The organism is Halomonas sp. SCS19, from assembly GCF_040147015.1.
Lineage (GTDB): Bacteria > Pseudomonadota > Gammaproteobacteria > Pseudomonadales > Halomonadaceae > Halomonas > Halomonas litopenaei.
Genome location: NZ_JAMSHN010000001.1, coordinates 2,254,048 through 2,279,703 on the forward strand (window position 1 = coordinate 2,254,048; position 25,656 = coordinate 2,279,703).

The 25,656-nt window shown below is 64.6% G+C and carries 16 protein-coding genes; 5 read left to right on the top strand and 11 right to left on the bottom strand.

Annotation, left to right across the window (positions count from 1 at the left end):
* Nucleotides 1–102: 102 nt before the first annotated feature.
* From NFH97_RS09790 to NFH97_RS09810, 5 genes are all read right to left on the bottom strand, one after another.
* Nucleotides 103–1,446 (bottom strand): aminotransferase class I/II-fold pyridoxal phosphate-dependent enzyme, encoded by a 1,344-nt coding sequence (locus NFH97_RS09790; protein ID WP_349624758.1) that lies wholly within the window; start codon nt 1,444–1,446, stop codon nt 103–105.
* Complete coding sequence (locus NFH97_RS09795; RefSeq protein WP_349624759.1) at nt 1,443–8,948, bottom strand: SDR family NAD(P)-dependent oxidoreductase; 7,506 nt, start codon at nt 8,946–8,948, stop codon at nt 1,443–1,445. Before NFH97_RS09795 ends, NFH97_RS09790 begins: the two co-directional genes overlap by 4 nt.
* Nucleotides 8,945–10,558, bottom strand: a complete 1,614-nt coding sequence (locus NFH97_RS09800) for an LTA synthase family protein (protein ID WP_349624760.1) — start codon at nt 10,556–10,558, stop codon at nt 8,945–8,947. The genes NFH97_RS09795 and NFH97_RS09800 overlap by 4 nt, the downstream gene beginning before the upstream one ends.
* 103 nt (nt 10,559–10,661) lie before the next feature.
* Nucleotides 10,662–11,924, bottom strand: a complete 1,263-nt coding sequence (locus tag NFH97_RS09805) for a capsule polysaccharide biogenesis protein (protein ID WP_222516344.1) — start codon at nt 11,922–11,924, stop codon at nt 10,662–10,664.
* A gap of 415 nt (nt 11,925–12,339) precedes the next feature.
* On the bottom strand, nt 12,340–12,939 hold the full coding sequence (locus NFH97_RS09810) for a histidine phosphatase family protein (protein ID WP_231498578.1): 600 nt from the start codon (nt 12,937–12,939) through the stop codon (nt 12,340–12,342).
* 317 nt (nt 12,940–13,256) lie between these two features.
* Between NFH97_RS09810 and phnD the strand changes: the two genes are divergently transcribed.
* The 5 genes from phnD (at nt 13,257) to NFH97_RS09835 (ending at nt 19,992) form a co-directional block, all read left to right on the top strand.
* On the top strand, nt 13,257–14,243 hold the full coding sequence (gene phnD / locus NFH97_RS09815) for a phosphate/phosphite/phosphonate ABC transporter substrate-binding protein (RefSeq protein WP_083970649.1): 987 nt from the start codon (nt 13,257–13,259) through the stop codon (nt 14,241–14,243).
* Between the two features lie 70 nt (nt 14,244–14,313).
* Entirely contained in the window at nt 14,314–15,099 is a 786-nt protein-coding gene (gene phnC / locus NFH97_RS09820) for a phosphonate ABC transporter ATP-binding protein (RefSeq protein ID WP_045994840.1), read from the top strand.
* Nucleotides 15,099–15,896 (top strand): phosphonate ABC transporter, permease protein PhnE, encoded by a 798-nt coding sequence (gene phnE / locus NFH97_RS09825; protein ID WP_045994839.1) that lies wholly within the window; start codon nt 15,099–15,101, stop codon nt 15,894–15,896. Before phnC ends, phnE (NFH97_RS09825) begins: the two co-directional genes overlap by 1 nt.
* Nucleotides 15,890–16,693, top strand: coding sequence for a phosphonate ABC transporter, permease protein PhnE (phnE, locus tag NFH97_RS09830; protein WP_045994838.1), 804 nt, complete (start codon nt 15,890–15,892; stop codon nt 16,691–16,693). The genes phnE (NFH97_RS09825) and phnE (NFH97_RS09830) overlap by 7 nt, the downstream gene beginning before the upstream one ends.
* 413 nt (nt 16,694–17,106) lie before the next feature.
* Entirely contained in the window at nt 17,107–19,992 is a 2,886-nt protein-coding gene (locus NFH97_RS09835; protein ID WP_222516345.1) for a bifunctional diguanylate cyclase/phosphodiesterase, read from the top strand.
* 266 nt (nt 19,993–20,258) lie between these two features.
* On the opposite strand, the gene NFH97_RS09840 is transcribed toward NFH97_RS09835, so the two are convergent.
* The 6 genes from NFH97_RS09840 to NFH97_RS09865 all read right to left on the bottom strand — a co-directional run bounded on the left by NFH97_RS09840 (nt 20,259) and on the right by NFH97_RS09865 (nt 25,603).
* A complete protein-coding gene (locus tag NFH97_RS09840; protein ID WP_124804642.1) occupies nt 20,259–20,852 on the bottom strand; it encodes a hypothetical protein in 594 nt (197 codons plus the stop codon).
* Nucleotides 20,853–20,945: 93 nt separating this feature from the next.
* Entirely contained in the window at nt 20,946–21,413 is a 468-nt protein-coding gene (locus tag NFH97_RS09845; RefSeq protein ID WP_222568697.1) for an Rrf2 family transcriptional regulator, read from the bottom strand.
* A gap of 303 nt (nt 21,414–21,716) precedes the next feature.
* A complete protein-coding gene (locus tag NFH97_RS09850; protein ID WP_349624761.1) occupies nt 21,717–22,235 on the bottom strand; it encodes a nitrous oxide reductase accessory protein NosL in 519 nt (172 codons plus the stop codon).
* 127 nt (nt 22,236–22,362) lie between these two features.
* The gene (locus NFH97_RS09855) at nt 22,363–23,184 is read right to left on the bottom strand and encodes an ABC transporter permease (protein ID WP_349624762.1); all 822 of its coding nucleotides are present in this window, start codon (nt 23,182–23,184) and stop codon (nt 22,363–22,365) included.
* Nucleotides 23,184–24,233, bottom strand: coding sequence for an ABC transporter ATP-binding protein (locus NFH97_RS09860; RefSeq protein WP_349624763.1), 1,050 nt, complete (start codon nt 24,231–24,233; stop codon nt 23,184–23,186). Before NFH97_RS09860 ends, NFH97_RS09855 begins: the two co-directional genes overlap by 1 nt.
* Complete coding sequence (locus NFH97_RS09865; RefSeq protein WP_249743040.1) at nt 24,230–25,603, bottom strand: nitrous oxide reductase family maturation protein NosD; 1,374 nt, start codon at nt 25,601–25,603, stop codon at nt 24,230–24,232. Before NFH97_RS09865 ends, NFH97_RS09860 begins: the two co-directional genes overlap by 4 nt.
* Nucleotides 25,604–25,656 lie beyond the last annotated feature (53 nt).

Genomic DNA, 25,656 nt, shown 5'->3' on the forward strand with positions numbered 1-25,656 from the left:
CCCTATCCCTATCCCTATCCCTATCCCTATTCCCTCTCCCCATCCGTGGCCGCCGCTCGCTATCCGCCTTGGAGGTTGGACTGCTTGCAAGGTGGGGGAGCGTCAATCAGTGTTGGTCAGTCGTTCCAGGGCCGACAGGGTCTGATCGATCTGGTCCGGCTGGTGCTCGCAGCTGACAAAGAAGCGCAGCCGAGCGCTACGTTCTGGCACTGCAGGGTGCAGGATGGGTTGCACATTGATACCCGCCGCCAGCAACGCATGGGACAGCTTGGCTGCCCTGGCGGAGCTGCCGAGAATAAGTGGCACGATGGCATGTCCCTCGCTGCTGCCGGTATTCAGCCCCAGGGACTGGATACCGTCCAGCAGACGTCGAGCGTTCTGCGTCAGCCTGGCGGTTCGCCAGGGTTCTTCCTGCAGCACTTGCAGAGCGCGGCGTGCTGGTGCGGCCAGTTGCGGTGCCAGCCCGACGCTGTAGAGAAACCCTGGCGCAAGGTAGCGCAGCGTATCCACCAGTGCTTGGCACCCGGCGATATAGCCTCCGCAGGAGGCAAGGGATTTGCTCAGGGTGCCCATCCAGATGTCCACATCTCCCGGAGCCACTCGGCAATGCTGGTGAAGACCTAACCCGGTTGCCCCCAACACGCCAAGCGAGTGGGCTTCATCCACCATCAGCCAGCAGTGGTGCCTGCGCTTCACCTCAACGAAACGTGCCAGGTCCGGGGTGTCACCGTCCATGCTGTAGTGGCCTTCGATTACCACCAGTACGCGCTCGAAGCGATCGCGATGGTCGAACAGCAGACGATCCAGGGCTTGGGCATCGTTGTGGGGGAAACTCATGCGAGTGGCGCCGGATACGCTGGCGCCCACCACCACACTGTTGTGGATCAGGCTGTCGTGGATGATCAGGTCCCTGGTGCCCACCAGCATGGCGATGGTGGAGACATTGGTAGCGTGGCCGCTGACGAAGGCGAGCGCATCGTCACTTTGGTAGCAGTGCGCCAGCTCACGCTCCAGGGCCCCGTGAAAGGGGCGTTCGCCGGCGACAATGCGACTGGCCGATACCGAGGTGCCGTAGTACTCGATCGCCTGATGGGTGGCGTCCAGGACACGGCGATCGCCGGCCAGGCCGAGATAGTCGTAGTTTGCAAAGTTGATGACGTCCTGATCGCCGAGTCGGCTGGTAGCCCCCGCCCTACGCTGATGACAGCGAAAGAAGGGGCTGGTGATACCGAGGGAGTCCCCTAGCGTCCTCATCATGGCGATGCGGCGATAGCCTTCGAGGCTGCGGAAGTCGGTGGTTGTGACGAGTGTTTCGGTCAGCGGGTAGTGCTCTGAGGTTGAAACAGCGCGGTCGATGGGCGTTGCCTGGGCATGACGAGCGCTGTCGATCGCCCTGGCCTGGTTGAGCAGGCGGTCTTTCAATGCCTTCCGGTCATCGGGATTCATGTCACCTCCCGTGCAGGAGCAGGAGGGGAGACTGCGTGGCGGTAGGCCAGCGCAGCGTGTTCGTTGGTTGCATCGAGCTCGGGGCTTTCCAGCAGGTCGCAGATCAACAGGGTGGTGCGATGCAGGGTCGCGGCGTCGGCGAGGGCCAATGCGGACACCTTCACGCCAAGCCGGGTCTCGATGGCCGATACCAGCTCGACGGCCATCAGCGAATCGAAGCCGAACTCGGAGAGCCTGCGCCCACTGTCGATGCGTTCCGGGTCCAGCATCAGGATGCTCGCCAACTGTCGACGCAGGATGGCTTCGACGGCCTTGCGGCGGGACGATTCATCGAGCGCCGATAGATCGAGGTCGTCGTTGCTACTTGCCTGGCGGTCCGCTTCACCGGAGTTCTGGCGCAACTCGATAAAGCGCCGCTGGATGAAGCCATGGTCGATGGCACCGATGACGGCGGCGTTGCTGACGCCTGCCGCGAGTGCTCGTTCCAGCGCGTCCAGCGCCTGCTCTGCGCTCAGCTGCCCACCTCCCATACGCTGGGACAGGGCCTGACGCCTGGTCTGGTGACGAGCCAGAAAGCCGGTGTCCTCGATGATGCCCAGGCTCAGGCAGGTGGCGGGTTTCCCCGCCTGACGGCGCCGCACGGCCAGCGCTTCCAGGCCAAGGTTGGCCGCCACATAGGCGGACTGCCCGGGACTTCCGAACAGGGTGGTGGCCGAGGAGTAGAGCACAAAGTGCTGCAGGTCGTGATGGCGGGTCAGGCGGTCCAGCAGGATGGCGCCCAACAGCTTGGGGCCGAGTACCGCGTCCAGCTGCTCGCGAGTCAGCTGTCGCGCGAGGCCGTCTTCGATGACGGCGGCGGCGTGAATGACGCCACGTAGCGGTGGGCGCCGGGAACCGCACTCCTCGATCAGTCCAGCCAGCGCCTGCTCATCGGTGACGTCCAGCGCTGGCGCTTCTACCGTGACGCCCTGTCCTTGCATGGCGGCGATAGCGGCACTGGCCTCCGGGCTGCTGACGCCCGAGCGACTCAGCAGCAGCAGATGGCGAGCGCCGCGCCTCACCAGCCGCTCTGCGCTGGCCAGGCCGAGGCCGGACAATCCACCGCTCACCAGGTAACAGCCTTCGGTATCCAGCGCCATGCAAGCCGGATTGGTAGAGTTATTGGTGGTGTTTCTCGGACCGCCATGCGGGTGCATGGTGGTCTTGGAGACTGAGCCTGTGCGGAGTGTGTCAGGAGAAGGACTGGCAGCGGCTGAAGGGTGCGTCACGATGATCTTGCCGATATGCCGCGCCTGCTGCATATGGCGGAAGGCCTTGACCACTCTGGTGGTCGTGAAGGTGGTATAGGGCAGGGCGCTGAAGGCGCCCTCGGCAAAGCGGTCCATGACCTGTCGGAACAGTTGGCGGGCGAGCGCGGGACGATGTGACAGCAGTTGATCGGAGTCGATGCCGAAGTAGCTCAGGTTGTGACGGAAGGGGCGCAGCCCCATCGGGGTATCCTGGTAGAAGTCTCGCTTGCCAAGCTCGAGAAAGCGCCCGAAAGGCGCCAGCACACGCAGGTTCTGGTGGATGGCGTCGCCGGACAGGGAGTTGAGCACCACATCGACACCCTGGCCATCGGTGTCTGCGAGGATCTGTTCGGCGAAGGCCAGGCTGCGTGAGTCGTAGCAGCGCTCGGCACCCAGCAGGGTCAGCAGATCACGCTTGTGCGGGCTGCCGGCGGTCGCCAGCACTTCAGCCCCTCGCCACCGGGCCAACTGTACGGCAGCCAGACCGACACCGCCGGCAGCGCCGTGTATCAGCACCCGTTCCCCGGGCGATAGCCGAGCCAGATGCTCGAGGCTGTACCAGGCGGTGAGAAACGCCGTGGGCAACCCGGCAGCGGCCACCGGGTCGAGACCTGTCGGCACCCTGGCCAGCGAGTCGGCGTCGACCACCAGGTGGTTCGAGAAACAGGCCGACCCCAGCCCGACCACCGGGTCACCAATATCGAACTGGGTGACCCCTTCGCCCAGCGCCTCGACGATACCGGAGAACTCGAGCCCCAGGGTGGCGCCGGAAAAGCCCTGCTCGAGCGCCTCATCGGTGAGCACGCCGAGAGCATACATGACGTCACGAAAGTTCAGACCCGTGGCCAGGACCTTTACTCGGACCTGGTCCTTGGTGAGCGTCGACCGTACCGGGTGGGCTCGCCACTGCAGGCGCGAGAGCTGACCGGGATGAGCGATTTCCAGGGTCACCCTGGACGCTACTCGGTCTGGCGTGGGGGGTGGTGTGAGCGCTGGCGGTGTGTCGGCGACAGGACGCACGCGCAGTGCCCGGCGATGTCCGTGGTGGTCGATGACCACCTCATCCTCGCCATCGTCGTGATGCAGATCCTGCGCCAAGGCCACCAACGCCGCTTCTCCCGAGGCCAGGTCGACCAGCCGTACGCGGGTGTTCGGCAGTTCGTTGTCGAGGGAGCGACAGCCCCCCCACAAGCCAGCCTGGTACAGGTCGATCTCGGGGGTATCAGCGCCGAACAGCGCGGCGACATCGCGAGTCACCACGACCAGCGTCCCGTGGCGATCCGCCAATGTCCTTGCCCAGTCACCCAGTCGCTCAAGGGCGTCCAGGCCCGCCTGGTGGGTCTCGAGGTCACCGCCTGTCTGCCGAGACGGTACGGCGGCTCGCAGGTCGACAACTTGCGGGGCGACCACTTTCCGGGCACTCGGCGCTTGCTGCGCGTTCGAGGCGCGCGCTGAGGTGACCTCCGCAAGCGAGGACGGGGCGGCAAGCGTCAACTCGAGATCATTGTATGTCACGCAGCGGGTAGCACCCGAGGGCATGTGTTGTACAAGCCGCTCACCCAGAGCACGACTGGCAGCATCCACCACCAGCAAGGTGGCTGCGTCGCGCTGTGCAAGAGGCTCGTCCGAACCGGTCTCGGTGGTGGGGCGAGCGCTTGCCGAGGGCACGGCACTCAGCAGAGTCGGAAGATGGGAGGCCTCTGTCGGGGGACGCGCCTCGACGCTGAACCCGGCCTGGCTCAGGTGGTGGCAGATCGCCTCGACAGTGGCCGGTCTGGCGTCAGGACGCAGGGAGCCCAGCGCTCGCCACCACCCTGTAGGGGGCAGGACCAGTATCAGCAGTTGCCCGTGCGGTGCCAGGCGCGCCGTGGCCTTGTCGATTGCCTCGATGCTGACCTCGAGATCCGTCGGTGTGCTCACCACCCAGGCCAGCTGGGCGCCGGGGGCGGTATGGAAGGGGGGCAGCGATGCGGCACCGTTGGACGCTTCGATCAGCGGTTGGGTGCGTTGGCTGGAGCCATCATCTGGGGGCAGGATGTCCACCATGAGGCAATCGGGGTCCAGTGTCTGGCTCAACGCCTCGCCCAACCGAGGCGCCGCGCATCCCGCCTCGACCAGATGCAGCCGTTGTGCCGAGGGTAGCGTTGACAGGATCCGGGAAACGCTGGCGAGAACCTCGTCGTGCAGGGCCTGCCACAACGCTTCCGGGATCAGCGAAGCGGCGTCGAGGGTCAGCCCTTCGATGTGCTCGACCGAGCCCTCCAGCAGGCCGGGAAGATGCAGGCCAAAACGCCCGAGTGAGCCAAGCAGAGGGAACTGCCGAGGGTACTCCGCCAGCAGCAGGCGCCAGATATCGACCGCCGCAGGAGACGCTTGCACCTCCGAGGAGGTTACTGTCGCGTCTGTCGGGTACTGAGCCAGAAGTCGACGGTAGAGTTCATTATTGCCGAGGCCGTCGCCTTCGATATCGGGCCGAGCGGCGACGAAGGCCTCCTCGAGCCAGGCAACGTTGAGACGCTCGAACAGCAGGCTGAGCTCCTCCAGGTCGCGCCCCACTGGGCCTGACATGATGCCGGCAAGGGCATTGGCCAGTCGCCTGCCTTCTTCGCCCAAGGGGGTAGGTACCAGTGGCGCCGGGGTCAGGCGGGTGGTCAGCCACTCGGTGGACGAGGAGGTTGGCAGGGCCAGTGGCGTTGCAGCGAAGCGGACCTCCTCGAGGGCAGCAACGCAACGATGCTTGCGGTACAGCCAAAGGTCCGCGGTGAAGGAGTGTGGCGAGCGTCGCGTAATGACGGCGCGGGCGTGGGTCGGTCGACCGGCGTCCTTGTCGAACTGCATGCGCGACAGGCGCACGGGCAGGTAGCCCTGCGTCGGCGGCGTCTGATCGTTGTTCATCAGTGGCAGGCACAGTTGCAGGGCGCCATCCAGCAGACCGGGTGGCAACCACCAGCAAGGAGTGTCTTCACTGACGGTGAACTCGCCGATGGCTTCATCGTCCTGGCACCAGATCCGGCCCAGGCTACGGTACTCGCCGCGGTAGTCGAGCCCCATCGACCTGGCGAGCGCCAGGTGGGCGTCGCTGTTTATGCAGGCCTTGTTGTCCAGCCAGGTCTCGCCATCCAGGTGCTCCTCACTGGCCGGCACAAGCGGAGGGGCCGAACGCAGCAGACTGCCCTGGCAGGCAGGGGCCAGGCGGGCGCTGAGGTGTAACTGCCAGGCGGCTACGGGGTCGAGGTCGCGTACCGTCAACTGGACGCGCCCTTGGTCGGCCAGGGTGAGCCGCGCCAGCTTGCCCACAGAGGCGTCCAGTACCAGCGGCGCCAGGATCTCCAGGTCGTTGATTTCGAAGATGGTGTCTGGCGACGAAGTGATGGCGGCAGCCAGTACCATCTCGACCTGCGCCGCTGCGGCCAGCACCGGGGTCTCCCCGACCCGGTGGTCCGCGAGAGCGGGCTGCGTGGCAACACTCAGGCGCTGGACCCACGTCGACTCGCCCGGGGCCTGGCGAGCCCCCAGCAGGGGATGTTCGTCACGCTGCTCCAGCGGGTTGTGACCCAGGCCACTCGGGCGGGTCCAGTGGTAGCGACGTTGCCAGGGGTAGGCGGGGAGTTCGATGGGGGCAAGGGGCCGTTCGAACCAGGGGGAAAAGCCATCCAGCGCTCCACTGAGCCACAGGCGTGCCCGTGCTTCGGAGAGTTCGTCCTGGCCCTGGCCCTGGCGTGTCAGGGTAGCGATATGCAGGACCTGATGCCCCCGCAGGCGACACTGCTCCTCGATGTATCGCTTCAACAGCGGATGGGCGCCGATTTCCACCAGCACCGAGTCGCCGCGATCGATCAGCGACTCGATGGCCTGGCGAAAGCGCACCGGCGCCCGCAGGTTTTGCCACCAGTAGTCAGCGCCGAGGGGGCGGTGGGTCTCGCCACCCTCGACGGTGGAGATCATCGGCAAGCGCGGAGATGATCCGTCCAGATCGGCAAGCGCCTCGAGCAGCGGGGTCTTCAAGCCATCCAGCAGTGGGCTATGGAATGGGTAGTCCAACGCCAGGCGAAGGTATCGATGGCCCGCGGCCCGCAAGGCGTCTTCCAGTTCGGCCAGCGCCGGCAGCGGTCCCGCCAGCGTGACATTCCCTTCGCTGTTGTCCCCGGCCAGGGAAATCTCGGCGAAGCGTGGCTGTGCGAGCCAGGTGGCGATGGTGTCAGCGGAGCAGGACACCGCGGTCATGCCTCCCTGATGACGGATCTTGCCCTGCAGGCGGCTGCGGTGGGCAATCACGGTCACCGCCTCAGCCAGTGACAGTGCGCCGCAGGCCCAGCCCGCCGCGACCTCACCGACGCTGTGACCGACCACCGCAGTGGGGGTGACCCCTGCCTCGTCAAGCCAGGCAGTGATCCCGACCTGAATCGCAAATAGCGCCGGTTGGGCCACCACGGTGTCTTCGAGCAGGGCCGGATCATCGCTGCGGGCCAGTACGTCGAGCAACGAGAAGCCGGCGATGGGCAGGAAGTGCTCATCCACCCGCGCGACGGTATTGGCGAAGGTGGGACTGGTCGAGAGCAGGTCACGCCCCATGCCAAACCATTGGCATCCATTGCCGGTGTAGACGAATACCGGTCCCTGGGGCGCATCCAGGCGTTGCTGGCGCCACACCCTGGGGGCGCTGCTGTGGGGAGCGGTCGTCGTGTCCTTCAGCGAGTCCAGGGCCGCCTTGGCCTCGTCATGGTCCCGCACCAGGGTCAGCGCCTGTTCGTTTAGGCGCTCGCGGTGGTGAACCAGGGTCCAGGTCAGGGCATCGAGGGCTGGCTGGTGAGTCTCGAGGTAGTCGCTTAGCCGACTTGCCAGTGCTGCCAGCGCTTCCTCGTCGTGGGCCGAGACAAGCAGCGGTAGCGGCTGCTCGAAAGAGACTCGTGGCGTCGGTCGCGATCGCACCAGTGACGGTGGTGGCGGCGTGGTCAGCACTACGTGGGCGTTGGCCCCCCCGAAACCGAAGCTGTTGATACCGACGGTCAAGGGGCCGCTTTCGGGAAGCGTCCGCGGTGTCAGCACCACGTCCACATTGGCCTCGTCGAGGTGCAGCTCAGGGTTGAGGCGGTCGACACCGATGGTGGCGGGGACGAAGCGCTGGGTCAGGCAACCCAGCGCCTTGTAGAGTCCGGCGATGCCGGCCGCTGTCTCCAGGTGGCCAATGTTGCTCTTGACCGAGCCGATCGGCAATGGGTGGTGACGATGTCGCCCAAGGGCCTGGCCGATGGCGGTGACTTCGATGGGATCTCCGACGGCGGTGCCGGTCCCATGGGCTTCCAGGTAGTCCAGCCCGTCGGGATCGATCCCCGCCCGGGCGTAGACCTCGGTCAACAGTTGGGCCTGAGCCTGAGCGCTGGGTACCGTGAGTCCTGACTTGTGTCCGTCGGTATTGGTGCCGCTGGCGGCGACTTCGGCGAGGATGGGGTCGCCGTCCGCGAGCGCCTGGTCGAGCGCCTTGAGCACGAAGATGCCGGCCCCTTCCGAGCGCACGTAGCCGTCCGCGTCTTCGCTGAACACGCGACAACGGCCTCGCGGCGACAGCATGCCGGCCTTGGAGAAGGCGACGAAGCCGAAGGGATGCAGGTGCAGGCTGACGCCGCCGGTCAGGGCGGTGTCGCATTCACCGGCGCGAATGGCCTGACAGGCCTGATGAAAGGCTACCAGGGAAGACGAGCAGGCCGTGTCGATGGCCATGCTGGGTCCCTTGAGATCGAACACGTAAGACAACCGATTGGCGGCGATGCTGAAGGTGTTGCCGGTGGCGAACAGATTGCCCAGAGAGGCCAGGTCGGCGGTATGCCGATAGGCGAAGTCAGGACTGGAGATGCCGATATAGACCCCGCAGCGGCTGCCGCGCAGGCGCGAGGGGGGGACGCCCGCGTGCTCGAGCGCTTCCCAGGTCAGCTCCAGCAGCAGGCGCTGCTGGGGATCCATGGTCGCCGCTTCCCTGGGAGAAATTCCGAAGAAGTCGGCGTCGAAGCCGCCGATGTCGCCGAGTGACCCGGCGGCGAAGGTCACGCTGGTACCGGGCGAACGACGGTCGGGATGATAGAACCGGCGCCAGTCCCAGCGCGATGCATGCACCTCTGTGACCAGATCCCGCCCCGCCAGCAGGCTCTGCCACAGGGTTTCTCCGGGGACTCCAGGAAAGCGGGTAGCGTTTCCGATGATGGCGACGCGCCTGGTCATAGCGGTTCCTTGCAATGGCGGTGGAGGGAGCGCCCGAGGGAGCCTGTGGCGACGGTCGTGGTCTGGCACCCGATGGAGTGGAGCAGTGCTTCGGCCAGTTGCGACAGGTCGGACGGTGGCTCCGGCCGTCGTGTGGTCTGGGGGCGGTTGCTCCAGATCATGAACGGCGTTGTTCCATCGGGCTCTCCGTGCCAGCGATAGCTGGGAGACAGGATAGGGACGTGGTCGCCATAGGCGCACAACAGGCCCGGGCGCGATTGCCTGGTGAGGGTCGCCGCCAGGGCGCCGAGCATGGCGTCGGTATTGGCCAGGTGATGAAGATAGATATCGAGTTCGTGGGTCACGGCCATGGGGCGCGAGGCGTCGGCAGCGAGCCAGCGCAGTGGATCGGGCGCTGGCTCCAGCAGAAAGGGGCCATGGCTTTCCATGGTGATCACGAACACCATCAGTGGGCGCGGGTCTGGATCATCCAGGGCTTGTGTGACCCGCCTGGCGAGCTCGACGTCGGCGATGAAGGGGCCATCTCGACGGCAATGCCTGAAGCTTTCGATGTCCTCGAATGCCTGAAATCCCAGCCGAGGCATGACCTGGTCGCGCTGGTAGAAGTCGCCGGGGTAGGGGTGCAGCACCAGTGTGCGGTAACCCAGGTGAGCGCAGGCACTGGCCAGACTGGGAACCGGCTGGCGGGACAGCTGACGATAGGGATTGAAGCGATGCATGCCCAGAGCATCCTCGTCCAGCCCGCACAGAAAGGCCGTTTCGCTGCGTATGGTGTTGGCGCCCCAGGCCGGCACCTTGAGGTAGCCGTGGGTGATGGACTGCTCGTTCAGGCGATCCCAGTGGGCGAGCACATCCAGGGGTATCTGGCCGTACCAGGGGCGTGGATCGAAGAACGACTCGCCCTGGACAATCACCAGGTGTGGCAGTGACTCCTGGGAGACTGGTGATGGCGGTTGGCGCAGGAGCGCTGGAGCCTGGGTGGTGTCGATGGGGGTATCGGGGAAGCGGGCGTAGGCCCAGAAGCAGCTCCACAGTCCCAGGTGGTGGTGGTCTCGGCACGGAACCAGGGAGGCCGCCGGGAGTCGCCGCAGGCCAAGCCCCAGAGCAATGGCTGGCCCCAGTGCCAGGCCGCCCAGCAGCAGCGCCATGGAGGATAGGGAGAGCTGATCCAGCAGCCAGGGTTCGAGGAAGACGAAGACCGACACCGCCATCAGGGCGGCGAGGCTGGCACCCAGGGCCAGGCCGATACCGAAGAACGGCAGGTAGAGCCTTGGATGTCGGATGGCATCGAGGAAGTACTCGAAGTCCTGCACCAGGAAGGGCTCCTTCAGGCTCTGCCACTTCGCCTGATGGCTGCGCTGCACCACCCATTGCAGGGTAAGCACCGTGGCCAGGGCCAGCGCACCTCGTTGCAGCACCGCTACGGCTAGTACGTAGCACAGCCCCCAGGTGCCCGCATGGACCAGCCAGGGGGCCGGAGGGCGGTCGCGCCAGTTGCCCAAGCCTCGACAGCCTATGGCGTCCATGGCGAGGCTGAGTCCCGTGCCGAGGGGGAGTCCCAGTACGCACAGGATGAACGCCAGGTCTCGGGACGCGATCCACGTCAGCATCGGCGGTCAGAAAGAAGCGGGCCAGCGAGCCGAGCAGCTACGACGTGCCGCGAGTCGGCCCCTGAAACCGCCAAAGCCGTATCTGGCACGGGGAAAACAAGGGTCAGGCGGCGGCGGGCAGGCATGACAGTAACTCCTCCAGGGGAGAGCGTTCGGCGACGAGTCGCCTGGCGCTGTGGTGCACACCGAGACGAATACCGAGGCGGCAGTAGAAGCTGCCGTTGAGCTGAACGGTTCGCAGCAGGGTGGTCCTGAGCGCCTGATACAGGGCGGCGTTCGGTGCCGGTGGATCGTGCCAGAAGCCCGCGGGGACCCGTTGCCGGCCTGTCGCCAGTCCGGGCATGGTGTAAATGGCTTCGCCCAGGGTCAGCAACGGACAGCCGTGCTCCAGGGCCACGAAACCGGAAGTACTGTTGACGGTGATGGCGCCAGTGGCGCCCGGCAGGAGGTGATTGAGGTCACCGCCCTCGATGAACAGTACCCGCCGGTCGATACCCAACTCTCGTGCCAGTCGGCGAGCGCGACGATGGTGTGCGCTGAGGCCGGGGTCGAGAGGGTGGTTCTTGATCAACAGACGTGTCCGGGCCGGCGCGTCGCGAGCAAAGGACGTCATGGTTTCTTCGAGTACCCGGGCCATGTCGGGAAAGGGCGAGTGGCAGCGGATCTGGGCGTCGCTGTCCAGTTGCAGCAACAACACGAAGTAGGGCGCTGGCGCCGAAAGAAATGCCATGATGCGGTTAGCTTCAAGGCCAGCCAGCAGGCGTTTGCGCGTCAGTTGCTGCGCATAGGCGGCGTACTCCCGGGGAGCGCTGACCGGGGCGTGGCCGCGATAGCCCGGGAACAGCAGAGGGTTAAGGACGCCTGCCAGATGGTAGATCACGTCGTGGGTGGCACGGGTCAAGAAGGGACTGATGCAAGGAACGGGAGGCTCTGCCGGCCCAAGACAATGGGCGGCCTCGAAGACCCAGGCCGGGTCCCTGGGAAAACGGGAACATCCGTTGACACCTTGGGGCTCCAGGGTGATCCAGTGGGGACGCAGGTAGCCTTCCTCGAATACATGGACCCGCAGCCGTTGACGCTCTGCGGCCTGAACAGCGAGCCGATGCAGAGGGCGCTGGTCGCCGAAGACCACCAGGTCGGAGATTCCCCGTTGACCGAGAAAATCATCGATCAGCTCGCCAAAGCCTGCGGCGTCGCCACGGTAGCGTTGGCCCCCGAGGCGCCAACGATAGAGCAGGTCTCCACCACACAGGTCGAGCACATGAACACCGTGTCCCTGGTCAGCAAGGGTGCGAGCCAGTTGCGTGAAGAAGGGAGAGCATGGCCCCTGAAGCAGCAGAAACTGACGCGCCTTGAACGGGCCCATGTTCAGACCTCGCCCCCATGCACAAGAGACGCCGGGCGTCGACTCAGGAAAAGAAATGAAGATGCCATCATGCGGACGGGTGGGCTCCTGTGGCAATGAGGAGCATGGGGAATGATCGTTCTCAAGCACCGCTCAAGATCATTTGCCAAGCATTAGTTGAATGGGTCTTTCAGAGGTTACGAGGAACATAGCACGTGCCCCGCCGAGTCCGGCTGACGAACTTCGCAGCGTCGAGCCGGGGAAATGGAAAACTTGCCCACAGTCATTACAGGTGGCATGTAGCGGCACAGCGCCACGGTTCATGGGGGGAGCGGCGGCTTGTCAAGAGCCTATCCACAGCGGGTGGAGAACTTTTCCACCGAGTTGTTCACAGCCCTGACAGGGGCGGCTGCAAGAGAGGGGCTGCGAGCGGTGATCAGCGAGCGAAGATCAGCGGCCGGACATCTGCCGGTGCCAGCGGTGGTTGGCTTCGATGCTCGCTCAATGGACTTCCGCTGGCTGCGGTCAGCAGGATCTGCAGGGGGTCACCATGGCCGACCAGCAGGATGGTGGCATCATCGAAGCGCTGTTCCAGCGAGATGATCAGGTCGATGAGTCGGCGGGAGACGTCGCCGACGCTTTCGACGCCGTGGGTGCGGTGTTCGGCATTCTCGCTATCCATTGCCCAGACGTCCGCGTAGGCCGGGTCCGGCCCCTGGTCGTAGTCACCGAAGAAGCGCTCTCGCAGGCGCGGTTCAGGGTGTGGGGTGACGTTGAAGTGTTGCCCGACCAGTGCTGCGGTTTCGGTGGTGCGCAGAAAGTCCGAATGGAAGACCTGGTCAGGCGCGGCCAGGTGCCAGCCGGTCAGCCGTTCGTGCAGCTGTTCCTGCCCCTTGGGCGAAAGACCGTAGCCCTCGAGTCCCTGCTCGGGGGAGGAAACGATCAGGCCCATGGCATTGGCCTGGCTATGGCCGTGGCGCATCAGCAGGTAGTGATTGCGGCAGCGTGGAAAGTCGTTGGCCTCAACGTTTGACATAAAAGTGTCACCTCCTAGATTGAACTCAACGATGTTTGTTTTCGAACATCGCTGCGTCGCTGGCGCTCGTCTTCGCACTTGGCAGAGCCTTCAGCCCATGTGATAGAGCCTTCAGCGTAACGCGGGAAGTCTTCAGCCCATGTGGCAGAGCCTTCAGCGTAACGAGTGAAGCCTTCAGCCCATCTGACAGAGCCTTCCCCAAGTCGCCAGTCGTCGACCGCCAGGCTGTCCGCTGCCGCCGGGACCCGCGATGTCGGCGCGAGAGGCCGGGGTCGATTCCCACCCTATAACAAGACTCAGCATAGGTGAGCCACGCCATGACACAACGCTCAAGCCGGGGACGTCAGGTCCTCAACGCAGGTCTCCTGCTCACTTTCGGCGCTGTTGCATCCGTCGCTGTCGCGGAGGATTGCCCCCGAGGTGATCTGGATGCGCTCTACTGCGACCGCAATGGCGATCTGGTGGCCGACCCGCCCGCCAATCAGGACGAACTGGTCGACCCCGACACCCTCATCTTCGCCTACACCCCGGTGGAAGACCCCGCCATCTATGCCGATATCTGGGAGCCCTTCATCGATCACCTCCGGGAGGTGACGGGCAAGGACGTTCGTTTCTTCGCGGTCCAGTCGAACTCGGCCCAGGTCGAGGCCATGCGCAGCGGGCGTTTGCATATTGCAGGTTTTTCCACCGGCCCCACGCCCTTCGCCGTCAACCTGGCCGGCGCCGTTCCCTTTGCCTTGATGGGCTCCGACGACGGACGCTTCGGCTATACCCTGCAGGTCTACACCCAGGCCGATTCGGATATCCAGTCGCTGTCCGACCTGGCCGGCAAGCGGGTCGCCCACACCTCACCCACCTCGAACTCGGGCAATCAGGCGCCGCGTGCGCTGTTCCCCGAGGAAGGCGTGGTGCCGGACGAGGACTACGAGGTGGTGTATTCCGGCAGTCACGACCAGTCGATGCTGGGAGTGGTAGCGGGTGACTACGACGCTGCACCGGTGGCGTCCGAGGTGGTGGAGCGCATGGCCGCACGGGGGCTGTATGACGAAGACAGCGTGCGCATGATCTTCGAGTCCCAGCCCTTCCCCACCACCTCCTATACCTACGCCCATGACCTGGCGCCGGATCTGGTCGAGCGCATCGAGGAAGCCTTCTTCAGCTTCGATTTCGCCGGTACCGCGCTGGGTGAGGAATTCGAAGGCGTCGAGAAGTTCATCCCGATCACCTACCAGGACCAGTGGGAGGTCATTCGCACCATCCAGGCCTCGAACGGCGTCAGCTACACCGCCGACAATCTGGAGTGACGACAGGGTATCCCAGGGACAGGAGGGCCGGCGCACGGCGCTCGGCCTTCCCGGGGAACGAGGATGTGCAATGCTCGAGATTAGCCAGCTGGTCAAGCGCTATGGCCACGATGACCCCGTGCTCAAGGGGCTGGATCTGCGCGTGGAAGGCAACTCCGTGGTGTCCATCGTGGGGGCGTCCGGGGCGGGCAAGAGCACCTTGCTCCGCTGCATCAATCGGCTGATCGAACCCACCTCGGGGTCGATCAGGCTCAATGGCCAGGAGTTGTCCAGCCTCAAGGGCGCACCACTGCGCCAGGCCAGGCGGCGCATCGGCATGGTCTTCCAGGGCTTCAACCTGATCGACCGATTGACGGTGATGGAGAACGTGCTGGCCGGTCGGCTTGGCTACGTCGGCTTCTTTCAGGCATGGCGGCGGCGCTTCCCGCCGGAGGATATCGAACGCGCCTTCCACCTGATGGAGCGAGTGGGCATCGCCCAGTACGCCAACAAGCGCGCGGACGAACTGTCCGGCGGCGAACGCCAGCGCGTCGGGGTCGTCCGAGCCTTGATGCAGGAGCCGGACATTCTGCTGGCCGACGAGCCGACCGCCTCGCTGGACCCCGTCACCAGCGAGCAGATCATGAAGCTGATGAGAGCCCTGGCCAGCGAGCTGTCATTGCCGGTGCTGATCAACATTCACAATGTGGCCCAGGCCAGGGCCTACACCGAGCGTATCGTCGGCTTGCGCCACGGTCGCATGATCTTCGATGGCACGCCGGAGCGCTTTGATGCCGCAGCGCTGGAGGAGATCTACGGTGGCATCGAGGCCCCGGACGAGACCTCCGCATCGACCGTCGCGGAAGGGGAACGCTGATGGTCAACGACAAGGCTCGGACCTGGCGCAAGCCGCCCTTTATCGCCAGTCCTGTGGTGCGCCTGCTGCTGGCGCTGGGCGTGTTGGGTTACCTGGGCTGGGCTCTGGCCACCCTGCCGTTCGACTGGGAGCGGATCAGCGATGGGCTGCCGCGGGCCGCGCGCATCTTCGGCGGCGGCTTTCCGCCCAGCTTCGAGCGCTTCGAACTGCTGCTGACCGGCTTCAAGGAAAGCTTCCAGATTGCCCTGCTGGCGACTCTGCTGGGGGTGGCACTGTCGATCCCCTTTGCGGTGATGGCGGCGCGCAATATCGCCCCGCGTCCGGTCTATCTGGTGGGGCGAGCGGTGATCATCGTGTCGCGCAGTTTTCACCCGGTCATCGTGGCGATTCTGTTCGTCAAGGCGGTGGGGTTCGGACCCCTGGCCGGGATCCTGACCCTGACGCTTTATTCCATCGGCTTTGTCGGAAAACTGCTGGCCGAAGAGATCGAGGAGATCGACTGGGGGCAGGTGGAGGCCATGAGGTCGGTCGGTGCAGGGTTCATGTCCACGTTGCTGTACGCCGTCTTCCCCCAGATCCTGCCACGCCAGCTGGGGCTTTCCATGTATCAGCTGGACAGCAATCTGCGCGCCTCGGCGGTGGTCGGTATCGTCGGCGCCGGTGGTATCGGTGGCACCCTGATGAACGCCTTCGGGCGCTACGACTATGACTTTGCCTTCGCCATCCTGCTGGTGATCATCGCGGTGATTCTGGTCAGTGAGGGCATCAGTGGCTGGGTCAGGAGACGACTATGGTAGCGACGCCGACAGAACAACGGGTATGGCAGCGCTACAGCCGACGGGAGCGCTGGACGCGCTTCGTGCTGCTGTTGCTGGTCGTGGCGGTGTTGAGCTGGGCGGCCAGGGATGTCGATATCTTCTGGCCCTGGGTGTGGGATGCGCCTGCCCAGATCTACAGCCTGGCCGACCGCATGTGGCCACCCGACCCGCGGCGCCTCGGCGAGATCGTCGAGGCATTGGTCGAGACCGTCCATATCGCCACCCTGGCCACGTTCTCGACGATCTTTGTGGCCCTGCCCGTCGCCTACCTGGCGGCCCAGAACACCACGCCCAATCGTGCCTGCCTGTGGTTTGCCCGTTTCGTGCTGGTGGCCAGTCGTTCGGTCAATACCATCATCTGGGCGCTGCTGTTCGTGGCGATCTTCGGCCCCGGCGTGCTGGCGGGCATCCTCGCGATCATGTGTCGCTCCATCGGTTTCGTCGGCAAGCTGATGGGCGAGGCCATCGAGGAAATCGACCGACGGCCGGTCGAAGCGATGGAAGCGGTGGGCGCCAGTCGGCCCAAGGTCATCCTCTACGCGGTGGTGCCTCAGGTCGTTCCGGCCTTCTTTGCCGTGATCATCCTGCGCTGGGACATCAATATTCGCGAGTCCACCGTGCTGGGGCTGGTCGGGGCCGGCGGTATCGGCGTTATCCTCCAGGGGGCCATCGACACCTTTGCCTGGCCGACGGTGGCCACCATTCTCTGTGGCATCGTCATTCTGGTGTTGCTGGGAGAGGTGTTGACCGGATGGTTGAGAAGCCGGGTGCTTTAGGGCTTGTCTGAAAAGTGCCTGCGCTCGGTAATACGGCGTTAAAAATCGGCTGGTGCGCCAGCCCGGTCAAAATGCTCATTTACACCCCGTAAACTGCGCTTTCTCACCGATTTTTGCCTCGTCTAACCTTCGCTCGTCGACTTTTCGGACAGCGCCTAGGCTCGTACGACGGAAGGATGTACGAATCTGTGCGATTACCGGCATGAACCGTTGATGCTTGCGACTTAGTACTAACGTTCTGTTTTCTGGGACAGTTGTCTTGGAGTTGTCGCCGTTTTCTGGTGCCGGATGGTGTCTGGTCCTGGGGGAAACGGCACAGAATGCCAGGGCGAGGCGGCGGGGTGCCCCGAAGTTAAGCTATCCTCGATACCATTGATTACCTTGTTCAGTGGATCGTCGCCCGGCCTATGAAGATGGATGCCCGCAGAGCCTTTCAAAGCCTAGCCGACAGCCTGTCGCGGGATATCGGTGATGACTTCTTCATGCATCTGGTCGATCGGCTGGCGGTAATCCTCAACGCTGACGCCATGATGATAGCGACCCCTGTCGCGGACGGCTCACGCCTGCGGTCCATGGTGCTGATGGCAGATGGCAAGCATCAGCCAGACGTCGAGTACGAGACTGCCGGCACCCCCTGTCGCGATGCCCTGGACGGCGGAGCCTGCATCTATCCGGAGAACGTCTGCAGTGCCTTTCCGGACGACGTCCTGCTGCGAGATTTTGGTGCAGAAGCCTATGCCGGTGTGGCGATGCGAGGGCCCGAAGGTGAGTTGCATGGTGTTCTGGTTGCCTTGCACCGCCATCGACTGCACCAGCGTCGCCTGGTCGAGGAGGTGCTGAGAATTGCCGCGGCGCGCTGCGGGGCCGAACTGTCCAATCGGCGCACCGAGCAGGCGCTGGAGAAGACCGCCACCCAACTGGACACGACCAACCGACAGCTCAAGCGCGCCCACCGCGCCTTGACCCTGCTGCGACTGGTCAACCGTGCGGTGATTCGGCTCTCCGACGAGATGGCAATCTTCCAGGAGGCCTGTCGGCTGGCGGTGGAGCAGGGCGGCTACCGCTACGCCTGGGCGGGGCTGGCCCAGGACGACCCCGAGCGCAGCATCCTGCCGCTGGTCAGCGCCGGTGGCGCCGATGATTTGTTGCGTCACGCGCGTTTCAGCTGGGATGTGACCACGCCTGAGGGCCTGGGTCCCAGCGGGCAAGCGGTGCATGAAGGCAAGGAGCAACGGGTAGCCGACTATACGACAGGTACGGTAGCGCCTCCGCCCTGGGCCGAGCGATTCGGGGTCGTGGCGGAGGTGGCCTTACCGCTGAGTCTGGGAAGCGAGCGACGGGGCGTGCTGGTGCTGTTGATGGATCAGCCCTACCACGCTGGCGCCGACGAACTGGCGCTGCTGAGGGAGCTTGCGGACAACCTGTCGTTTGGCTTGCAGGCCATGCGTGCCCACCAGCACCAGCAGAACACCCAGCAGGCGGTGCTGGACATGGCCGAACTGGTGACGGCGCGCAGCGACGACGCCTTCTTTACCCTGCTGGTGCGACGTCTGACCGACGCCCTCGGCGCGGACGCCGTGTTCGTGTCACGCGTCGAGGAAAGCGTCCCGTTGCAGGCGACGCTGATCGCCGGCCTGGTATCGGGCCAGCCGGTGGAGCCCTTTCACTACAGTTTCGAAGGGCTGCCCTGCGAGAGGTCCTTTCGCGACAGCGAGCATGTGATTGCTCGAGGCATGAGCCAACGCTATCCCCGCGCCGAGGAGATGGTCGGCTTCGCTGTGGAAGCCTACGTCGGCCGACGCCTGGAAGACGCCAACGGCGACGCCGTCGGTATCCTGTTTGCGCTGTATCGCCAGCCGCTGCATGATCCTGAACCCATCTGTCATCTGTTGCGGATCTTTGCCGCAGGCGCCTCGGCGGAGCTCGAACGGCGCCGCAGCGACGCCCATATACGGCATCTGGCCTTCTTCGATCCCGGGACCGGTCTACCCAACCGGGTCCACTTCATGGAGCGTCTGCAGGCGGCCATTGTCCGGGCTCGCACCGAGCAATATCGGGTGGCACTGATGTTCCTCGACCTCAACCGCTTCAAGGAGATCAACGACGGTCAGGGCCACGACGTCGGTGATCAAGTGCTCAAGGAGGTGGCCGCTCGCTTCAGCGGTTGCCTTGGCAGGCTGGAAAGCCTGGCGCGGATGGGGGGCGATGAGTTCGTCGTCATGGTGGAGCAGACCGACGAGATCGGAGCCGCCCAGGTCGTGGGGCGTCTGCTCAGCGCCTTGAATGATCCAGTGGTGCATGAGGGGCATCGATTCAACGTCGACGTCAGCATCGGCGTCGCCTTCTTCCCCGACGATGGCGATAGTTCCCGGGAACTGCTCAAGCACACCGACATCGCCATGTACCATGCCAAGGAAAGCCGTAGCGGCTATCGCTTCTACGCACCTGAGATGGGACGTGATCTGCGGCGCCGACTGGTGCTTGCTTCTCGACTGGGTGAGGCGCTGGACACGAAACGTCTCGAGCTCCGCTTTCAACCTTGCGTCGACCTCAAGAGCGGGGACCTGATCGGCGCCGAGGTACTGTGTCGCTGGCACGACGCCGAACTGGGATGGATAAGCCCGATGGAATTCGTCGCCGTGGCCGAGGAACAGGGGATGATCGAGGCCCTCGGCAGTTGGGTCATGGAGCAGACCTGCCGACAGCTAAAGCAGTGGCAGCAGGCATCGCTGGACCGGCTTCCCGAGCGACTCTACGTCAATCTGGCGGCGGCCCAGTTCGAGGACCCCGAGCTGGCAATCAAGCTTTGCGAGATCGCCGCCCGGGCTGGCGTCTCCCCCTCGCTGCTGGGGCTGGAAATCACCGAAAGCGGCTTCATGAAGGATCCCGAGCAGGCGATACGCATCACCGACACCCTGCGCCAGCAGGGATTCGCCCTGGCCATCGACGATTTCGGGACCGGCTATTCCTCGCTGGCCTACCTCAAGCGCTTTTCCGTACAGGCGGTCAAGATCGATATGTCCTTCGTCAGCGACATGCTGACCGACAGCAACGATCACGCCATCGTCGCCACCATCATCGCCATGGCCGATCGTCTGGGACTGACGGTGGTGGCGGAGGGCATCGAGACGCCGGCGCAGTTCGAGGCACTGCGTGCCCTGGGTTGCGATCTTGGGCAGGGGTATCTGCTGTCACGGCCTTTGAGCGGTGATGACTTCGCGCGGCGCTGGTTGAGCCGCGATGGGCAGCGGCAAGATGGTCTGGGAGATACCTTGCAGGCGATGGAGCGGCCCGCCTGAGCGGCCTCAGGGGACCCGGTTCAGGTATTCGGGGAAGGTCCCCGAAGCAGGTCCCCGAAGCAGGTCCCCGAAGCAGATCCCCGAAGAAGGTCCCCCGAAGAAGGTCCCCGAAGCAGGTCCCCGAAGCAGGTCCCCGAAGCAGATCCCCGAAGAAGGTCCCCCGAAGAAGGTCCCCCGAAGAAGGTCCCCCGAAGCAGGCGCGCCGCTAGCCCTCGCAGGGATCATGACGCCCGCACCTTTATATTGCCTCTGGAATTGCTGCCGGATCAGGAAGCCCTGCACAGGGTCTTCATCCGCTGCCATGCCGTAAAGGCGCCATTCAGTGAAAAGCTCATGAACCAGTAGTCGCTGGTATCGGGCGTCATGCGCAGGCGCAGATGCAGCTGCTCACCGGTGGCGAGACGCGAGGCCAGCAGGTCCATGTCGATGCCATTCACGCGCACGTAGAGGCCGTCGTCACCGCGTTGGGTGGACAGCACCGCCGTGCCGGTCTGGGCACGTTGCTCGTCTACCAGCAGGTCGATGGGAACGCGATTGACCACTTCGCTCACGGCCTGGCGCTGGCCAAGGTCGCTTCTGACCTCGATCCAGGGCGTGCGGCAATGCCCTGGCGTGGCGTTGACGCTGAGCATGGCGTCGCTGTAGCTGGTCCTTTGGACCGCTCGCACATGGGACTCGTCGCCGAGGGTCGCGATCAAGGTCTGCCAGTCCTGGTGGGTCTGGTGGGCCGAGGTGTCGAAATCCACCGCCATGGCTTGGCTGCTGACGCCTGTCAGCCCGAGTACGGAGACCAGTGCGGCGGCGACACTCAGGCGAAGAAGGCGGGCGCGGCGAGGTGAAAACAATGGCGGAATCGGCATGCTGGCTCCTGACGACCGAGAGAACTCAGAGGTCAGGAGGCTAGCATTCTCGGAGTACGCTGTCGTGGCGTTACCCAGTCTTGCCTCGGCGCGTCAGGCGGGCTCGGCTTCAGGCTCCGGCTCGAGCTCGATCAGCTTGAGGGTGTGCAGGCGCTGGCGGCACTGAGGGGTCATCAGGTCATCCAGGGTGTAGCGATCCAGGACATCCAGAAATGCGGTCAACCCTTCGTTGGCGATCTGCTTGAAGCGGCAGATGGGCGCGATGTAGCAGGCGCTGTCGTCCCCTTCGCACTCCACCAGGGCGAGGCTATGTTCGGTATCCCTGACCAGGGCGCCGAGGTGGATGCTGCCCGGCGCCTGCTTGAGCGACAGTCCCCCGTGCTTGCCACGGACGGCGGAGACATAGCCAAGGCGACTGAGCTCCTGAACCACCTTCATCAGATGGTTGCGTGAGACCTCGAAGCGTGAGGCGATCTCGGCGATCGTGGTGCGTTCGCTGCCGGATTCGGCAAGGTACATCAGAACGCGCAATGAGTAGTCGGTAAATCTTGTCAGATGCATTGGTCGTGCCCCGGCGCCCCTTGGGCGACTTGGTAAAGAGAAGGGAGGCTTTCGCTCATGCTTTCGACTCTAGCAAGGGACGAGAAATCTCACGCAGGCTTGGCGCATTAAAGCGTAGCGATGTGCGATTATTCCTACGCCAGATGACCTATATCAATGAGATAACATGCGCGGTTTAACTCCTTGTCATGGATGTTCCATCCATCTTATTGTCTCTTGAACGTAGCATGGTAAATCCATAAATTTAGCAATTTTTTTGGTCGGATTTTGTCGCTGCATATTTGCGGGATTTTCTATACCTATTCAAGGGTGGCTTGCTCGGCTCATATGGGTTAGCTGGTCGATTTCTAGCTCATCAAAGCGCTCGATGATGCCGCCATGTTCGTGCTGAAAAGCCTCCGCGCCGCTTCTTGTGGCAAAGGTAGCCAACGGATGTCCCATGCCGCCGGGCCGCGAATGACCAGACACGTACCAGGCCTCCTGTGCACTGATAAAGGCACCGTTTCCGGGGTGGTCCCAGTCGGTGCGAGCCATGTCATGAACCCAGGCATGGGCAAGGCGTTCGACGTTTTCCGGTTGAAGAAGAAAGACCAGCATTTCCGCCGCCGAGCAGAACTTGGTGACCTCGCTGTCACCATCGAGTGCGAGTTCTCCCTTGGGACCTGGCATGGCCTCGATCAACATCCCGCATACATGGCAGATGTCGTCATCACCGATGGGGGCGGGGCCGATAGTCGTGTCAGAGGTGCCGTCGTTGCAGCCGATCAACAACAGCATCAGGCCACCGATGGCAAAGCGTTGCAGCATAGAAGGAAGGGACATGGGAGTTCTCCAGGCGAGCGTCCTGGCGGACGGAGTGGGGGGACCGCTGGCAGCAAAAGCCAGCAGCAATAACCCGCAGTAATGGCTGGCAGGCAGCGTCGGCTTTCCGATGAGCTAGGCGTGCGGGTTACAGCGCTCGATGCTCGAATCGCCTGATCGCCAGACACAGGGGTAGCAGCACCCAGACGACCTGCAGCAGCGCCAGCAGCAAGGGCGACCTGGGGGTGGCGCTGGCCAGGGCGGTGATCGCGGAGGCCTGATGAGACTCGACCGCCGAGAGCACCAGCAGTCGGAAGCACTCGGCCGGGTTGGCCAGCATCAGCCAGGGCAGCCAAGCCCCTCCCTGGCGCACGCCTACCAGCAGGGCGAGTAGCGCCAGGTCCAGTACCAGCACGAACACGAACCAGGTGATCAGGGCCTGGCTGGCAGCAGCCTGCTTGCTGCCGGCACGGGCGCTGATCCAGTACGCCAGGGCCAGAAACGACCAGCCGAGCAGCACGCTGGAGACGATCAGTGTAGTGAGCCCTGCGGCTACCTCGGCCAGCGCGGTTTCAGGTGTGGCGAAAGCGATGACCACGCCAGCGACCGCAAAGCCGCACAGGGTGGCCAGGCCCAGCACCCAGGCGTGGCCCATGAACTTGCCGAGCAGCCAGGTCCGGCGTGACATGGGGTAGGTGGCGAGCAGCAGCAGGGTGCCGCCCTCGTCTTCGCCGACGATCGCGTCGTAGGCCAGCATCAGGGCGATCAGCGGGATCAGCAGCATGGATAGCGTCGACAGGCTGATCAGGGTGGTGGACAGGCCGGTAAAGCCGGTACCACCACTGGCGGCGGCACCGAAGGCGGCGATACCCAGCGCCAGTACCCCCAGCAGCACGGCGATTCCGAGCACCCAGCGGTGGCGCAGGCCGTCACGGAATTCCTTGTGGGCGATGGTCAGTAGAAGGCGCATCAGGGCGTGTCCTCGGCGGATGGTGAGACGGTGGTGTGGTCGGACTCGTCGATCACCTGGTAGCGGTCGCTAGCGTCGCTCTCGCTGCTCCCTTCACTGCCATTGCCTGGATCGCGGCCGCTGGGGTCCTGGACACGTCGGTACAGTGCCTCGAGGCTGGGGGGGCGAATTTCCAGGTCCTTGAGCCCCTGAAAGGCAGTGCACAGCCTCAAGGCGTTCATGCGGTGCTCCGGGGCCACTTCCAATCGCAGTCGACCACCGTCCGCCAACGAAGAGCGGGCGGGGATGCCCTCGCGAATCAGCCTTAGTGCCAGATCCTGGGGAGCACCACGCATCTCGATCACGTAGGGCAGCGCAAAGCGTTCGCGCAGGCTCGCCAGGTCGCCCAGCGCCAGGCACTTGCCCTCGCCGAGGATCAGCGCACGATCGATCACCGGCTCGACCCCCGGCAACAGGTGGGAAGACAGCACCACCGTCACGCCACGCGCCTTCAGCATTCCGATGGTGGCGTAGACCGCCTCGGTGGCGGCGGGGTCGAGCCCGCTGGTGGGCTCGTCGAGCAGCAGCAGCCGAGGCTCGCCAAGCAACGCCTGGGCCAGCCCCAGGCGCTGGCGCATGCCCTTGGACCAGGTCGCCAGGCGTCGGTCGGCGGCCTCACCCAGCCCCACCTGCACCAGCAGCTCGTCCACCTCTGTCGTGGGCCGACCCTTGAGTCGGGCCAGATAGGTGAGGGTCTCTCGCCCGCTCAGGTTGGGGTAGAAGCGGACATTTTCGGGCAGGTAGCCCAGGTGCTGGCGAAAGGCACGGTCGCCGGCTCGGTCCGGCCGTTGCCCAAGCACGCTGAGACTTCCCTGGGTGGGCGACAGCAGTCCCAGCATCAGTTTCATGCTGGTGGTCTTGCCGGCGCCGTTGTGGCCGAGCAGGCCGAGCACCTCGCCCCTGTTCACCTCGAGGCTGAGATGGGACAGGCGGGTCACGCCGCCGTGTTCCAGGCTGACGTCGTCAAAGACGATGGCGCAGGTCGTGGCGCAGGTCGTGGCGCGGGTCATGGATAGGATGTCCGTGTGGCGGAACGAGGTCTCGAAGGCGTCATCAGGGGGGCGCTGTCGCTGACGCCGGCGGGGCGAAATACCGGGAAGGCGCGCTGGACCCAACGCAGCGCCAGCACCGCCGGGCTGGCCATCAGCACCTTGGCCTCCGGGTGTCGCCACAGCAGCTGGTCCATGGCGTCATTGGGCTGGTAGCGGGTGTCGCCGATGCCGTCCTCGTCAAGGTCCCAGCCCAGGTAGTCGCTCCAGTAGTTGCCGCGACCGTGCTCGGACCATTCCTGCTGTCGAGTGGCCACGTACTTCACCTGGCGGCGATTGTGGATGAGGGCGTTGCCGCTGATGCGGTTGTCCTCGGAGCCTGCGGTCAGGTGAAGCCCGATGTCGCTGTCCTCGAGGCGGTTGCCGCGAATCACGTTGAACTGGGCGTTGTAGACGAAGATGGCCTTGCCATCGCCACCGCTGACCAGGCCCCGGTCATGGGCGTCGCGTGCCTGGCGCACGCCGATGATGTCGTTGTCGATGATCCGGCTTTCGGTGATGTTGTTCATCAGGATGCCGTAGTTGCGATCCTCGATGGAGCGATTGGCCCTCACCGTCAGCCCACGGGACTGCATCAGGGCGTAGCCGGTGCGGGTGTGACGGGTCAGGTTGTTGGTCACGCTATTGTCGTGGGCGTACATGTAGTGGACGCCGTAGCGAAGGTCTTCGAGCAGATTGCCGTCGATCACGCTGTCGCTGCTGGTGTCGATATAGACGCCGTCGCGCACCTGGCGGATATCGTTGCCGGAGACCAGCGCCCGACGCGCATTGAATAGCTGCACGCCGTTGCCGCGATCCTGGGAGCGTACCCGGGTATCGCCGCGAATCTGATTGTCGAGGACCCGGGCGTCGTCGACGCCATCGAGCCAGATGCCGAAGCCAGGGCCGGACAGCCGGCAACGCTCGATGCTGGCGCCATGGGCGGTCCTTTCCACGTGAACGCCCGCATCCATGGCGGTCAGGTCCGCGCCCCAGTGCTGAAGGGTCAGCCCGGACAGGGAAATGCCAGGTGAGCGCAAGGTCAGCAGGGTCCCGCTGCCGCCGCCATCGATCACCACACCGGCACCGTCGGCGACCAGGCTAAGCGGTTTGTCGATGATCACCGGGCCTGTCGTGTAGTGGCCCGGTGCGAGCCGCAGGATATCGTTGGGCTCGGCCTGCTCGACCCAGCGCTTGAGCGGTGTGCCCGCGGTCACCTTCAGCTCAGCGCCCAGCACCTCGCTGGGACTCAGTATCGCCAGTAGCGCCAACCCTGCGGTCAGGGCCAGCGCCATCGGTGTTGCTCGGCCGGATGCCGAGCCACCTGCAGGAAAGGAGAGAGCTCGAAACATGGTGATGTCGCCTGGGCCGGGCCGAGCGCCATCGGCGCCCGGCCCGGCCGCTC

Bases quoted from the DNA above. Each gene is read 5' to 3' on its own strand.
- NFH97_RS09790 (WP_349624758.1), bottom strand. From the start codon at position 1,446: ATGAATCCCGATGACCGGAAGGCATTGAAAGACCGCCTGCTCAACCAG.
- NFH97_RS09795 (WP_349624759.1), bottom strand. From the start codon at position 8,948: ATGACCAGGCGCGTCGCCATCATCGGAAACGCTACCCGCTTTCCTGGA.
- NFH97_RS09800 (WP_349624760.1), bottom strand. From the start codon at position 10,558: ATGCTGACGTGGATCGCGTCCCGAGACCTGGCGTTCATCCTGTGCGTA.
- NFH97_RS09805 (WP_222516344.1), bottom strand. From the start codon at position 11,924: ATGGGCCCGTTCAAGGCGCGTCAGTTTCTGCTGCTTCAGGGGCCATGC.
- NFH97_RS09810 (WP_231498578.1), bottom strand. From the start codon at position 12,939: ATGTCAAACGTTGAGGCCAACGACTTTCCACGCTGCCGCAATCACTAC.
- phnD (WP_083970649.1), top strand. From the start codon at position 13,257: ATGACACAACGCTCAAGCCGGGGACGTCAGGTCCTCAACGCAGGTCTC.
- phnC (WP_045994840.1), top strand. From the start codon at position 14,314: ATGCTCGAGATTAGCCAGCTGGTCAAGCGCTATGGCCACGATGACCCC.
- phnE (WP_045994839.1), top strand. From the start codon at position 15,099: ATGGTCAACGACAAGGCTCGGACCTGGCGCAAGCCGCCCTTTATCGCC.
- phnE (WP_045994838.1), top strand. From the start codon at position 15,890: ATGGTAGCGACGCCGACAGAACAACGGGTATGGCAGCGCTACAGCCGA.
- NFH97_RS09835 (WP_222516345.1), top strand. From the start codon at position 17,107: ATGGATGCCCGCAGAGCCTTTCAAAGCCTAGCCGACAGCCTGTCGCGG.
- NFH97_RS09840 (WP_124804642.1), bottom strand. From the start codon at position 20,852: ATGCCGATTCCGCCATTGTTTTCACCTCGCCGCGCCCGCCTTCTTCGC.
- NFH97_RS09845 (WP_222568697.1), bottom strand. From the start codon at position 21,413: ATGCATCTGACAAGATTTACCGACTACTCATTGCGCGTTCTGATGTAC.
- NFH97_RS09850 (WP_349624761.1), bottom strand. From the start codon at position 22,235: ATGTCCCTTCCTTCTATGCTGCAACGCTTTGCCATCGGTGGCCTGATG.
- NFH97_RS09855 (WP_349624762.1), bottom strand. From the start codon at position 23,184: ATGCGCCTTCTACTGACCATCGCCCACAAGGAATTCCGTGACGGCCTG.
- NFH97_RS09860 (WP_349624763.1), bottom strand. From the start codon at position 24,233: ATGACCCGCGCCACGACCTGCGCCACGACCTGCGCCATCGTCTTTGAC.
- NFH97_RS09865 (WP_249743040.1), bottom strand. From the start codon at position 25,603: ATGTTTCGAGCTCTCTCCTTTCCTGCAGGTGGCTCGGCATCCGGCCGA.